The sequence below is a fragment of the Pseudomonas sp. Leaf127 genome, assembly GCF_001423155.1.
Classification (GTDB): Bacteria; Pseudomonadota; Gammaproteobacteria; order Pseudomonadales; family Pseudomonadaceae; genus Aquipseudomonas; species Aquipseudomonas ovata.
The window spans coordinates 116,255-129,869 of sequence record NZ_LMOA01000006.1 but is presented as its reverse complement, the minus strand read 5'-3'; the positions used below and the strand labels follow the sequence as shown (position 1 = coordinate 129,869).

Here is a 13,615-nt window from a genome sequence, read left to right as displayed (position 1 = left end):
GTGCTTGCAGGTGTGAAAGTTGCAGTCCAGGTCAACCCGCCATTGGTGCTGGTCACGGTACTCAAGGTGCCATTGGCCACGCTCAGGTCGGCATTGGTGAAACCGCTTACCGCTTCGCTGAAGGTGATGGTCACCAACGAGGTTTCGTCGGCTTTCAGTGCTGAATCAGCCACGACGATGGTGGCCGTCGGGCGCACGGTATCAATGGCGTAGTTATTGGACACCGTCGTGCCACTGCCGGTATTGCCGACGGCATCGGTGACCCCGGCCCGGTTGAGGCTGATCAGGTTGGAGCTGTCGCTGGTCGCAGCCTTTGGCGTGAAAGTGGCGGTCCAGGTCAGACCGCCGTCAGTGCTGGCCACGGCACTCAGGGTACCGTTGACCACGCTCAGGTCGGCATTGGTAAACCCACTGACCGCTTCACTGAAAGTGATGGTGACCCGTCCCCGGATGCTCGCCGAGTGTTGCCACCAGCCGCTCCAGGGTCGGCGGTGCACCGCGNTGGTAAACCCACTGACCGCTTCACTGAAAGTGATGGTGACCCGTGAGGTTTCACCGACAACCAACGCGTTGTCAGCCATCACGATGGTCGCGGTCGGGGCCCGGGTGTCGATGCTGTAGCTGGGCGAACCGGTCGTGCCTGTGCCGGCATTACCGGTTGCGTTGAGCACACCGCTGTTGGCCAGGGTGATGAGGTTGCCGGTGACCTCGATGTTGGTGGCTGGCGTGAAGTCGGCGGTCCAGGTCAACCCGCCGTCAGCGCTGGTCACAGTGCTCAAGGTGCCGTTGGCCACGCTGAGGTCGGCGTTGGTAAAGCCGCTGACCGCCTCGCTGAAGATGATGCTCACAGTGGCGGTGTCACCGGTCTTCAAGGCCCGGTCACTCATCGTGATGCTTGCCGTTGGCCTTACCGTGTCGATGGCGTAGCGGTCAGAATCGGTCGTGCCGCTGCCGGCATTGCCGGCGGCATCAAGCACGCCGGCATTGTTCAGGCTGATGACATTGCTGGCATCGAGCAGATCGGCCGCCGGGGTGAAGGTCGCCGTCCACGTCAGGCCGCCGTCGCTGCTGCTCACCGCACTCAGGGTGCCGTTCTCGACCGTCAGATCGTCGTTGCTCAAACCGCTGACCGCTTCGCTGAAGGTGAGGGTGACCCGCGAGGTTTCACCGGCAATCAGCGCGCTGTCGCGCATCACAATGGTCGCCGTCGGGACCAGGGTGTCGACACGGTAGCTGACCGAATCGGTCGTCCCTGCACCGGTATTGCCGGTTGCATTGACCACACCGCTGTTGGCCAGGGTAATGAGGTTGCCGGTGGCCTCGATGTTGGTGTCAGGGGTTAAATAAGCAGTCCAGGTGATACCGCCATCGCCGCTGGTCACGGTACTCAGGGTGCCATTGGCCACACTCAGGTCGGCATTGCTGAAATCGCTGACCGCCTCGCTGAAGGTGATGAGCACGATGGCGGTGTCGCCGACCTTCAAGACCCGATCATACAGCTTGAGGCTCGCCGTTGGCCGCACGGTGTCGATGAGGTATGGCGTGGACGCCGTGGTCCCGCTGCCCGCATTGCCGGCTGCATCCAGCACACCGGCAGTGTTCAGGCTGATAAGGCTGCTGGCCTCGAGCAGATCGACCGCCGGGGTAAAGGTCGCCGTCCAGGTCAGGCCGCCATCGCTGCTACTCACAGCGCTGAGCGTGCCGTTCTCGACCATCAGATCGTCGTTGCTCAAACCGCTGACCGCTTCGCTGAAGGTGATGGTGACCGGCGAGGTTTCACCAGCAATCAGCGCGCGGTCCGTCATCAAAATGGTCGCCGTCGGGACCAGGGTGTCGACACGGTAGCTGACCGAATCGGTCGTCCCTGCACCGGCATTGCCGGTTGCGTTGACCACACCGCTGTTGGCCAGGGTAATGAGGTTGCCGGTGGCCTCGATGTTGGTGTCAGGGGTGAAATCAGCAGTCCAGGTGATACCGCCATCGCCGCTGCTCACGGTACTCAGGGTGCCATTGGCCACGCTCAGATCGGTATTGCTCAAGCCACTGACTGCTTCACTGAAGGTGATAGTCACGGTGGCGGTGTCGCCGGCCTTCAAGGCCTGGTCGCTTATCGCAATGCTTGCCGTTGGTCTTATCGTGTCGATGAGGTATGGCGTGGACGCCGTGCTCCCGCTGCCCGCATTGCCGGCCGCATCCAGCACACCGGTGTTGTTCAGGGTGATCAGATTAGCGGCCGTCTGCACATTGGCGGCGGGTGTTAAGGTCGCGGTCCAGGTCAGGCCGCCATCGTTGCTACTCACAGCGCTGAGCGTGCCGTTCTGCACCGTCAGGTCGGCCAGGGTCAAATCGCTGACGGCCTCGTTGAAGGTAAAGATCACCCGGGTCGTTTCGTCGGCTTTCAGGTCAGCGTCAGCAACGGTGATGGCCACTGTCGGGCGCAGGGTGTCGACAGTGTAGTTGCCGGAACTTGCATTGCCGGTCCCCTCCGTGCCGCCGAACAGCACCTTGGCCAGGTCCAGGGTGATGACGTTGCTGGTGTCTTCGATGTCCACGTCCGGGGTGAAGGTGGCGGTCCAGGTGATCCCGCCATCCGTGCTGCTGACCGGGCCAAGCGTGCCGTTGGCCAGCACCAGGTCGCTGCTGTCGAAACCGGTCACCGCGTCGCTGAACGTCAGGGTCACCTGCGTGGTCTGGCCCGCCTGCAAGCTGCTGTCGGCCAGTGCAATGGTGGCCCTGGCGTAGTCGAGGTTCAGCGTGCCCTGATTGTAGAGCGTGTCGATGCCGACAGCCGTCGCTCCTGCCGCATCTGTACGATCAAAGCCAGCAGTACCACCGGCGCCATCGTTACCGATCAGGCGTGCATGGCTGGAGGTATTGATATTGAGGGTGCCGGCGTTCCAGATCGCCCCGACGCCAATCCCTCCCACACCGGCGGCGGCGGCGGGCAAGTATTCTGGTTGGAAACGGTTACCAGCACCGACACCGCCCCCACCGGCGCCGGCGTTGTCGGTGATACTCGAATGGCCAATGATGGTCAGCACCGCCCCGCTGCTGTTGAAGATGCCACCACTGGCATCTGCACCCTTGCCTCTGCCATCGTTCAACTCATAGCCAGAGGCGCCGCCCCCTCCGCCAATATTGATAGTTGTGCTGCTGGCCGAGCCACCGGCACCGCCGGCTACAATAACAAACTGAGAAGGCCCCCCTGAGCCACCGATGTCAGAGCCGCCGGAGCCGCCCATGGGAACGCTCAATGAAGCGCCGTTGCCTCCTTTCCCGGAGCCGCCAGGATTTCCATCAGCGTAAACGGCGCGACCTCCATAGCCCCCGCCGACGCCCGTAGAGGCACTGGTCATGATACCGCCCCCACCACCGCCGCCCCCTTGAAAGGGTTGCTCGTTAATGTTCTGAGACGCTCCACCGCCCCCCGAAGCGGCATTGGCTGTCACCGTGACGCTGTTGAGCGTCAGGTTGCCGCTATTGGCAATCCCGGCCCCTAGAGACGAAACAGCAAAACCATTAGTGTCGGCACCATTACCGGCAATCAGCCCCCTGGTGACGACCAGGCCATCGAGCGTCACCGTACTACCCGAGGTCACTTCCAGCACGCGGCTCTTGTACTGGGCGTCGAGCGTAATGTCGGCGGTGCCGTTGTTGTCCAGGTCGCCATCGAGGGTGATGTTCTTGCTGATGGTCAACTGGCTGTCGAGCAGCACCGTCGCGCCGGGGGTGCTGAAGGTNGGTGATGTTCTTGCTGATGGTCAACTGGCTGTCGAGCAGCACCGTCGCGCCGGGGGTGCTGAAGGTGATGATGTCACCGGCCTGGGCGCTGGCCAGGATGTTGCGCAACGAGGCGCTGTTGCCGGTGTCGGCGTAGTTGCTGACCACCAGGGTCTGCAGGCCCCACTGGTAACTGTCCCTGACCTGCTGCGAGAGGGCACTGGTGCTCTCCAGGTTGCCGGTGGCCACTTCCAGGCTCCAGTCGCCGCCCATGCCGGTGCGGTTGCTCGACGCGGCGATGTCGCGGCCGGTGCTGATGGCCAGGGCGTTGACGAAATCGAGCCCCTCCTCGCCTTCGGCGGTGTTGCAGGCGTAGATCAGGATATCGCCACCGGCGTTCATGTCCTGGCCGATCTGCGCCAGCACGCCGCTGTACTGGTTGAGGTTGTCGCTCGACAGGTGGGTGCTGCCCAGCCACAGATCACCGGCATTGCCGTGCGCGATGATCTGCACCGAGCTGACCCCCGAGTGCGCGTCCAGGTACTCGGCAATCTGTTGCAGGCCTTCGCGGCTGGCATCCAGCCTGACCACGTCGGTGCCGGCGGCCACGCCGGCGATCAGGCTGTCGCTGTCCTTGACCCGTGTGTCGACGAACACCACGGTCTGGCCCGGCTCGGCAGGGCCGGTGGGGGTGATGTCGGCGGTGGCGTGCGTGTTGTCCTGGCCGGCATTGCTGTCGGCGGTGGTGTTCGCTGCGGCCTCGGCCGCTACCGGGTGCTCGGTTGCGGTGTCGGCCACGGTCGCGGCCACCGCGCCGTCGAACAGCATGCGCGGTTCCAGGCACAGGATCATGGGCGGAACGGCAACGGTCTGAGCTGAACCGGCAGGCTTGACGGTCCGAGACGTTTTTTTATTCCACCACATGCTGCTCACCCAGGATTGATCGTTGCAACGGATATGAAAACGGCGATCAGGATGACCGCAGCGTCTGATGTCACGTAAAGAACAGCAATATCATTTCAGAAAGACACGTTCCGAGAAAACTCGAACAGGCAGGATCGTCGTCAAACAATACGGGCGGCGAGCGCTCTGCCATGAGTATTTCTCATGCGCCCACCGGGCAAGCACTGCACTTACAGGCCGAAGGATTTAAAACGCCAGCATAACCGAATGAAAATAACGCGGATAGCGTATGGGCAAAGACAGTAGAGGCCTTTGGAGAGAAATATTAAAAAGCTGATCAGAGCGACAAATAAAAACAAAAATAAATTGCGCACACGCGTGGGAAATTTTTAAAAGTAAAGTATGACCACAATGCGATTGAGCCCCAGGCACAGGAACCTGAATAAAGACGCCTAGCGGACAATGAATCGCCGTAGCGCACCTGGCCCGGGCTGCGTCAGCAGTCGTGAATGTCAGCGTCTCACCGATGCCTGTGAGCGCTTCGCGCTCAATCGCGGACAAGCCCCCTCTCACAGACAGTCGAGGGGGGCAGCCGCCTGCACGGCCATGCGGCGTTAAAAAGCGACTCGCAATGCTCATTGACACGTGTCAACTGCGCTTGCTCGCCGCTTTTTGCCTTGCCTGACCTTCGCTCACCGACGTTTCGTACAGAGCCTAAGGTTCCAGAATCGCCACTGCTCGCACGAACCCGGCCGAGGCATGGCGGATCTTGTACGGAAAGCAACTGATCAGAAAGCCGTGATCCGGCAACTGCTCCAGGTTGGCAAGTTTTTCCATCTGCCCGTAGCCAATGTCACGCCCGGCCTTGTGGCCTTCCCAGATCAGCGAGGCGTCGCCGGTTTCGGCAAAGCGTTCACGGGTGTACTTGAACGGTGCGTCCCAGCTCCAGGCGTCGGTGCCGACCACGCGCACGCCGCGCTCGAGCAGGTACAAGGTGGCCTCGCGGCCCATGCCGATGCCGGCATCCAGATAGCCGGGCTGACCGAACAGGCTGCCGGCGCGGGTGTTGACCAGCACGATGTCCAGCGGTTGCAGCACATGGCCGATGCGCGCCAGTTCGGCCTCGACTTCGGCGGCGCTGACCAGATGGCCGTCGGGCAAGTGACGAAAATCCAGCTTCACCCCCGGTTGCAGGCACCACTCCAGCGGCAGCTCGTCGATGCCGAAGGCCGGTTTGCCGCCGTCAGTGGTCGAGGCATAGTGCCAGGGCGCGTCCATGTGTGTGCCGCTGTGGGTGGTGATCTGCAGGCGCTCGGCGGCCCAGGACTCCTGCCCTGGCAGGTCTTCCAGACGCAGGCCGGGGAACATGGCGGCCATTTCCGGCCAGCCTTGCTGGTGGTCGATGTAGTCGATCTTCGGCAGCAAGGGCGGTGGGTCGGTGTAGGGGTTGTTGTCCAGGCTGACAGAGAGGTCGAGCAAACGGCGGCGGGTCAGGTTCATGCAGAGCGATTCCTTGGCAGGAGGGTTACGCGGCGACGCGAGGGAATGTCGAGGGCATTGCGCAGCAAGGTGGCGGCAGAGCCGTCATGGCGAAACCCCAGCGCGCGGGCAATGGGGGTGTGCAAGGGGGGGAAACGACCAAACAGGGCCTCCAGTGACGGGTCAGGTTCAAAGCGAATGTGCGCACCGTAGTCGGCCCCGTAACAGGCGGTCAAGGCGTCCAGAACCTGGCCCATGGACAGATGTAACACAGGCAGTTGCCAGACTCGCGCGCCGTCCAGGCCGGACAATTGCGCAGCATGCAGCAGGTTATCGACGCAGCAGCGTGCCGACATCCACCACGCCGTCGCCTGAGGCGAAACCGGGCAGGTGTAGCTGTCACAATTGGCAAAGGCATGTAACACATCACTCATGAAAGCCGAGCGCAGGCCATTGGCTTGCCGGGGCCTGGCGACGATGCCGGGCAGGCGTACGCTGCGGCCATCGATCAGGCCCAGGCGCGTGAGGTCCTGTACGGCGGTTTCGATCATCAGCTTGTGGGCGGCATACGACAGTTGCGGACGCGGCTGATGGCTTTCGTCCATGCGCCGGGGCAGTTCGCTGCCATACACCGCGATACTGCTGGCATACACCAGCACCGGCGGGCGCTCGCGGTGGCGCAACTGCTGCAGCAATTCCAGGCTGGCCTGCAGATTGACCTGGTAGCCCAGCTCGTAGTCCGTCTCGGCGGCCCCACCCGGCAGGCTGGCCAGGTGAAACACCACGTCCACCCCGTCGGCCAGCGCCCGGCGCAGCAAGGCCGGATCGCACAGGTTGCCGAGATGACGCCGCACCCGGCGGTCATCGGGCAGATCGGTCAGTGCCTGATCCAGCAGCAACAGGGCCTCGATACGTTGCCCGCGCAACTGGCCGGCCTCCAATAGCCGCTGCACCAGTGCGCGGCCGACAAAGCCGTTGGCCCCGGTGATCATCACGCGCATGGCCAGCCCCCCTGCACCACCTGTTGATCGATGGCGCCAAACAAGACCTCGCCTTCCTGGCCACGGGCTTCCATGCGCACCCGGTCGCCGAAGCGCATGAAGCCGGTGCGCGGCTGGCCGTGCTCGATCATCTCGATGGCCCGCCGTTCCGAGATGCACGCCGAACCGACCTGGCGATCGGCATTGGACACCGTGCCCGAGCCGATCAGGGTGCCGGCGCACAAGCGTCGTGTCAGCGCTGCATGGGCGATCAACTGGTCAAAGCCAAAATGCATGGCACCGCCGTGCGGGTGGCCGAACCACGCCCCGTTCCATTCGACGTTCAAGGGCAGGTGCACGCGCCCGTCATGCCAGGCGGTGCCCAGCTCATCGGGGGTCACCGCCACCGGGGCGAAGCTGCTGGCCGGCTTGGCCTGCACGAAGCCGAACCCGGTCTGCATTTCACGCGGTGCCAGGGCGCGCAGGCTGACATCATTGAGCTGCACCAGCAGGCGCACATGCGCCAGTGCCTGCGCAGCCGGGCAACCCATCGGCACGGCATCGAGCAGCACCGCGAACTCGCCCTCAAAATCAATGCCGTGCGCCTCGCTGGGCAGCACGATGTCGGCGCGGGGACCGAGAAAGTCATCGCTGGCACCCTGGTACATCAGCGGAATACGCTCGGCGCCTTCGATGGGGTCGAGGTTGAAGGCCTTCTGCATCAGTTCGCCGTGGCTGAGAAAGCACGAGCCGTCCAGCCATTGCCAGGCGCGGGGCAAGGGCGCGGCCAGTTGTGTGATGTCCAGGTCGAACGCCTGTTCGGCCTGATGGGCATTGAGCTGCCGATAGAGGTCCTGCAACGGTGCCTCTACCTCGCACCAGCGCTCCAGCGCTGTTTGCAAGGTGGCGGCAATGCCGCCCGCCTTCACGGCGCGGCTCAGGTCGCGGGACACCACCAGCAGGCAGCCATCGCGGCTGCCGTCGTCGAGCGTGGCCAGCTTCATGGCAGCACCGCCTTGAGCGCGGCGTCATAGCGGCCGTCAAGCAGGATGAAGACCATCCGCGCCATCTGATCGGTGCGGTTGCTCCAGGCATGGTTGGTGCCGCGCTGCACGACCACGTCGCCGCGCTTGAGGTGGACCTCCTCGGTGTCGAGCACCAGCCACACCTCGCCTTCGGTGACGATGCCGTAGTCCAGGGTCTCGGTGCGGTGCATCAACCGGTGCCGCGCCTCGGCGTGGCCGGTGCCGGCCTGCTGCTGGCCGATCTCGGCGAACACCGCCGCGGCGTCCTCGACACTGAGCGACGGCTGTGCGCTGTCGGGCGGCATGTCCACCACGCGAATGACGCTGCCCAGGGGCACGGGGCTCAGTTGCAGCGGTTGCGTGGACGGATCGGCGCCGTTGTCCAGCGGCGCCGGACTGTGTGGGCTGTTCCAGAGTTCATGGAACACCGTGCCGGGCACGGCCTTGAGTGCCACGCTGTTGGGGGTGGCGCCGCACAGGGTGACCATGGCCTGGCCATGCGGGTCATGACCGGTGACAACACGTTTGAATTCGGGCAGCGGTTGCATGGTTTCTCCTGGAAAATCAGTGGCCATCGCCCAAGGGCATGGCAGGGGCGGACGTGGCCGGGCGCGATGAGCGGCGCAGCAACAGCAGGCACAGCGGTGCCAGGATCAGTTGCACCAGGGCAATCAGCAGCAAGGCCCTGGGCAGGTGGGAAAGCTCGCCGGTGGTGATGGCCAGTACCAGCAAGGGGCTGGCGAACTCGCCGGCGAAAATCGCCGCCGTGAACCCGCCGGTGGCCCGGCCGCGTTGCTCGAAACCGACGCAGGCCATGACGCGGGTGATCAAGGTGGGCAGCAACAGGCCGATGCCCAGGCCATTGATCAGCACCGCCAGTGCCATCAGCTCCAGGCGGGTCACGTACGCCATCAGTGCCCCGCCCAGCCCGGCAATGGCAAAGCCCAGCGCCAGCACGCGCGCCGCCGGCTGGCGCGACAGCCAGCGAAAGCTCAGCGCGCCCAGCAGCACGCCCAACTGGTTGGCGCCCATGACCAGGCCGATCTGTTGCGGGGCGTGGATGTCGAGCAATTGCAGGCGGTAACCGGCCTGCACCGGAACGATGAACAAGCTGACGCCGGCCAGCAGGGTCAACAGGTACAGCGGGCTCAGGGCGCGCCAGGCAAAACGCTCAGAGGCATGCCCGGCCGGACGGACTTGCACCTGAGGCTCCCACAGCAACAGGGCCAGCAGCGGCAGGCACACCAGCCCTGCCGCATACAGCACGAACGGCGTGCGCCAGCCGTGCTCGCCCAACGCCCCGCCAAGGCCCATGAACAGCGCCGCCGACAACGAGGTGACCACCATCTGCAAGGCAAACAGCCGCTCGCGGCGCCGGCCGTCGAAGTAGTCGCCCATCAGCGTGGTGCAGCAGGTCATGATTCCCGCCTCGGCCAGGCCGATGCCGGCGCGGCTGGCGACGATCAGGTGCAGCGAATCGAGCCACAGCGGCAAGACCCCGCACAGGCTGTAGAGCAGCATGCTGCCCAGCAGCAGGCGCCGCCGGCCGATGCGGTCGGCCAGCACCCCGGCCAGCGGCGCCAGCAAGGCGATCACCAGCGCCGGCAGGGTCAGGGCCACCGGCACCAGCACCGCCGCGCCCGGGGTGTCGGCAAAATGCGCCTGCATGCGCGGCAGCACCGGGGCGATCAGCACCGCCCCCAGCACCGGCAGGCAACTGCAGAACAGTAACAACGCCGCCTGGGCGCTGCCTGCACGAGCGTGATTGTTCATGGGACGATTCTCCTCAGGCCCGAACGGGCTTGCCGTCGCCGGCGGGATTGGGCGCGCGCTGCACGGGCAGTGCCGGACGGGCGGCCGTTTGCGCCGTGTCAGGCACACCGGTGGCGTCATGCGCCGGCGCCAGGCGCTGCGGCAACAGGAAGTAGGCCAGCGCCGGCAGCAGCACCAGCGCACCGACCATGTTCCAGACGAACATGAACGCCAGCAGCACGCCCATGTCGGCCTGGAACTTGATGGGCGACAACACCCAGGTGCCCACGCCGATGGCCAGGGTCACACCGGTCAGCATCACCACCTTGCCGGTGAACAGCAGCGCCCGGTAATAGGCCTGCGACAGGCTGGCGCCCTTGCGCAGTTCGGCCAGCACGATGCTCATCACGTACAGCGCGTAGTCCACGCCGATGCCCACGCCCAAGGCAATCACCGGCAGGGTCGCGACCTTGACGCCCATCCCCAGGCCGACCATCAGCGCCTCGCACAGAATCGACGTCAGCACCAGCGGCAGCACTGCGCACACCACGGCCCGCCAGGAGCGGAAGGTCACCAGGCACAGGATGATCACCGCGCCGTACACCCACCAGAGCATGTCGCGGTTGGCCTGACGTACCACGATATTGGTGGCGGCCTCGATCCCGGCGCTGCCGGCGGCCAGCACGAAGCGCGCCTGGTCGCTGTCGTTGGCTTTGGCAAAGGCCTGCACGCTGTCGACCACCCGGGTGAGGGTGTCGGCCTTGTGGTCGGTGAGGTAGGCGTAGAGGGTCAGCAGGCTGCAGTCGTCGTTGTACAGGCCACGCGGGGCCCCGGCGGTGACCATGTTCAGGGTCGCCTGGTTATTGACCAGTTCGTACCATTTGGGGTTGCCTTCGGACAGGCCGACCAGCACCCGGCGGTTGAGCAAGGCCAGCGAGTTAGTCGAATCCACCCCGCTCAGGCCGCGCAGTTGCCAGTCCAGTTGGTCGACGCGCTTGAGCGTGTCATAGGCCGAGCAGCCGCCCGGCGGGGTCTGCACCATCACCGCAAAGACATCACTGCTGGCGCCGTAATGCTGGGTGATAAAGGCATTGTCGCGGTTGTAGCGCGAGTCGGACCGCAGCTCCGGGGCGCCGGCATCCAGGTCGCCGATCTTCAGGTGCAGGCTGACCATGAAGCCGCCGATCGCCATCAGCGCGGCCACCGTTACGCACAACGCCGCCCAGCGACGCTGGGTGAACAGGTCCAGAAAGCGCCACAGCGCAGGCTTGGCCGCCCCGCTCGCTTCGGCCTCTTCAGCGCGCAGGCTGCGCCGGGCAGCCGTGGGGCTGACACCGATATAAGACAGCAGCACCGGCAGCAGGATCAGGTTGGTGAAGATCAGCACCGCCACCCCCAGGCTGGCGATGACGGCCAGGTCCTGGATCACCGGGATCTTGATGATCATCAGCACGGCAAAGCCCACGGCATCGCACAACAGCGCTGTCAGCCCGGCGAAAAACAGCCGCCTGAAGGTGAAGCGCGCCGCCACCAGCCGGTGCATGCCACGACCGATGTCCTGCATGATGCCGTTCATTTTCTGCGCGCCGTGGCTCATGCCGATGGCAAACACCAGAAACGGCACCAACACCGAATACGGGTCCAGTTCATAGCCCAGCAGCGGCAACAGGCCCAGTTGCCAGACCACCGCCACCAGTGAACAGGTCACCACCAGCGCGGTGCTGCGCAGGCAGCGGGTGTAGCCGTAGAGCACCACGCCGGTGATGACGATGGCCGCCGCAAAAAACAGCAGGATCTGGCGCAGGCCGTCGATCAGGTCGCCCACCACCTTGGCAAAACCGGTGATGTGGATCTCTACGCCTTGCGACTGGTAGTGACTGCGCAGGGTTTCGAGTTCATGGGCCAGGGCGGTGTAGTCCAGGGCCTGGCCGTCCGGGGTCTTGTCCAGCAGAGGCACATAGATAATGCTGGAGCGCTGATCGAAAGCCACCAACTGGCCGATCTCGTTGGAGCGCTCGATATTGCGCTGCAAGGCCGAAAGGCTCGCGGCTCCGCCGTCATAGCCATCGGGAATCACCGGGCCACCTTCCAGGCCCTCTTCGGTCACCCCGGTCCAGCGCGTTGAGGGTGTCCACAGCGACTTCATGGCGGCGCGGTCCACGCCCGGCAGCAGGTAGATCTCGTCGTTGAGCGCTTGCAAGTTGCGCAGGTAATCGCGGTCGTAGATCGTGCCCTGCGGGTTGGCCACTGCGATGCGCACGGCATTGCCCAGCCCGGCCAGTTCTTGACGGTGCGCCAGGTAGTTATGGATGAATGGATGATCGTGGGGGATGGTTTTCTCGAAGCTGGCATTGAGCGTCAGGCGCGTGGCCTGCCAGCCCAGCAGCAAGGTGGCCGCCAGGCACACCAGCAGCACCCAGGTGCGATGGTTGAACAGGGCGCGTTCCAGCAAGGAGCCGGAGGCGCTGTCGAAGTCGTCGAGGCGACCGCTGGACGGTGCCTTGGAAGTCGAAACGTGCATGGGCTCAGTCCGCCGCAGAAGAAGTGGAAGAAGACGTCAGGCGCCGGGCGCCGGCCATGCCCACGGTGATCAGCGCGCCGTCGGCGGCCTGGGTCACGGCGGTCAGCGGCAGGCCTTCGGACACCGCCTGCGGTGTGGCGGCAAAATCGTTCAGGCCGCTGCGCAGCAACAGGCCGGCCTGATTGGCCAGCAGCACCTGGTTACCGGTCACGCGAATGGCGTTGAGTGACGCCGGTATCGGGTTGGCCAGGGTTTCGAAGCTGTCGCCGTTGTCTCTGGAAACAAACAGCTTGCCGCGCAGGCCGCCCACCAGCAGGCGCCCGTCGGGCAGCAGGGCGAGGCTGAAATAGCTGCCTTCGTACGGCCCGTCCAGCGCCTGGAAATGCTCGCCGCCATCGCGTGAGCGCAACAGCAACCCTTGTTCGCCGGCAATGAACAGATCGCGCCCCTGGCGCGCCAGGGCATACAGGTGCAGGCCGCCAGGGTTGGGCAAGCGGGCGCCTTGCGACTGCCAGGTGCGGCCACCGTCGGCGGTGGCCAGCGCCAGGCCATAAGCCCCCACGATCAGGCCGTGACCGGCATCGCTGAAACTGAGCGCCAGCCAGGGCTTGTCGGCGCCATCGGCCACCAGGCGTCTGGCCGCGTCGATGCGCGTGCTGTCAGCTGACGCCTCGGCGGCGCGCAGCTCCACGGTCGCCACACGCTGGCCATCCAGTTGCAGGGCCCAGTGTTCGCCGCCGTCTTCACTGCGCAGCACCACCCCGGCGTGGCCCACGGCCCAGCCGGTGCGGGCATCGACAAACTGCACCGCGTTCAGGCCGACGCTGACCGGCACCGCCGTGGCCTGGCGCCAGTGCAGGCCATTGTCGTCAGACAACAGCACCACGCCCCGCTCGCCCACTGCCACCAGACGGTTACCTGCACGGGTCACGTCCTGCAGCACCGCGCGCAAAGCTTGCGGGCCTTGCACGGCAGGCTGTTGCAGCGCCTCGGTGGCTTGCACCGTGAACACCGGCGTCAAGCTGCAACAGGCGGCCAGCAGCCAGCGGAAAACCCTTGTATTCATGTGCACGCCACCTTTCAAGGTTGTTGTTATTGAGTCCAAAACGCCTGTCGCACAGCCAACAGGGCGCCGGTGTAGGAGCGCGCTCTGCCCGCGACCGGCTGCGTAGCAGTCGTAAATTTTCAGCGTTTCCGAGATCTTGCGAGCGCTTCGCACTCGGTCGCGGTGGTCC

9 protein-coding genes and 1 pseudogene are annotated in these 13,615 nt (G+C 64.8%); all 10 read right to left on the bottom strand.

Annotated features, from left to right (window positions below; all coding sequences use genetic code 11):
• Positions 1-501 (bottom strand): annotated as a pseudogene (locus tag ASF84_RS29615) (Ig-like domain-containing protein); the annotation flags it as partial.
• A gap of 1 nt (position 502) precedes the next feature.
• On the bottom strand, positions 503-3,242 hold a 2,740-nt coding region (locus ASF84_RS06635; protein ID WP_330219664.1), incomplete at its 3' end, for an Ig-like domain-containing protein.
• Between the two features lie 499 nt (positions 3,243-3,741).
• Positions 3,742-4,548: DUF4347 domain-containing protein (locus tag ASF84_RS29610; protein ID WP_236709379.1), on the bottom strand; the 807-nt coding region annotated here is incomplete at its 3' end.
• Between the two features lie 789 nt (positions 4,549-5,337).
• Positions 5,338-6,123: a cyclase family protein gene (locus ASF84_RS06625; RefSeq protein ID WP_056836480.1), complete on the bottom strand. Its 786-nt coding sequence runs from the start codon at positions 6,121-6,123 to the stop codon at positions 5,338-5,340.
• Positions 6,120-7,103 (bottom strand): NAD-dependent epimerase/dehydratase family protein, encoded by a 984-nt coding sequence (locus ASF84_RS06620; RefSeq protein ID WP_056836478.1) that lies wholly within the window; start codon positions 7,101-7,103, stop codon positions 6,120-6,122. Before ASF84_RS06620 ends, ASF84_RS06625 begins: the two co-directional genes overlap by 4 nt.
• A complete protein-coding gene (locus tag ASF84_RS06615; RefSeq protein ID WP_056836476.1) occupies positions 7,094-8,086 on the bottom strand; it encodes a fumarylacetoacetate hydrolase family protein in 993 nt (330 codons plus the stop codon). Before ASF84_RS06615 ends, ASF84_RS06620 begins: the two co-directional genes overlap by 10 nt.
• Entirely contained in the window at positions 8,083-8,655 is a 573-nt protein-coding gene (locus ASF84_RS06610) for a cupin domain-containing protein (protein WP_056836474.1), read from the bottom strand. Before ASF84_RS06610 ends, ASF84_RS06615 begins: the two co-directional genes overlap by 4 nt.
• A gap of 16 nt (positions 8,656-8,671) precedes the next feature.
• On the bottom strand, positions 8,672-9,880 hold the full coding sequence (locus tag ASF84_RS06605; protein WP_056836473.1) for an MFS transporter: 1,209 nt from the start codon (positions 9,878-9,880) through the stop codon (positions 8,672-8,674).
• A 13-nt stretch (positions 9,881-9,893) separates the two neighbouring features.
• A complete protein-coding gene (locus ASF84_RS06600) occupies positions 9,894-12,380 on the bottom strand; it encodes an efflux RND transporter permease subunit (RefSeq protein WP_056836471.1) in 2,487 nt (828 codons plus the stop codon).
• A gap of 4 nt (positions 12,381-12,384) precedes the next feature.
• Entirely contained in the window at positions 12,385-13,446 is a 1,062-nt protein-coding gene (locus ASF84_RS06595; protein ID WP_056836469.1) for a WD40/YVTN/BNR-like repeat-containing protein, read from the bottom strand.
• Positions 13,447-13,615 lie beyond the last annotated feature (169 nt).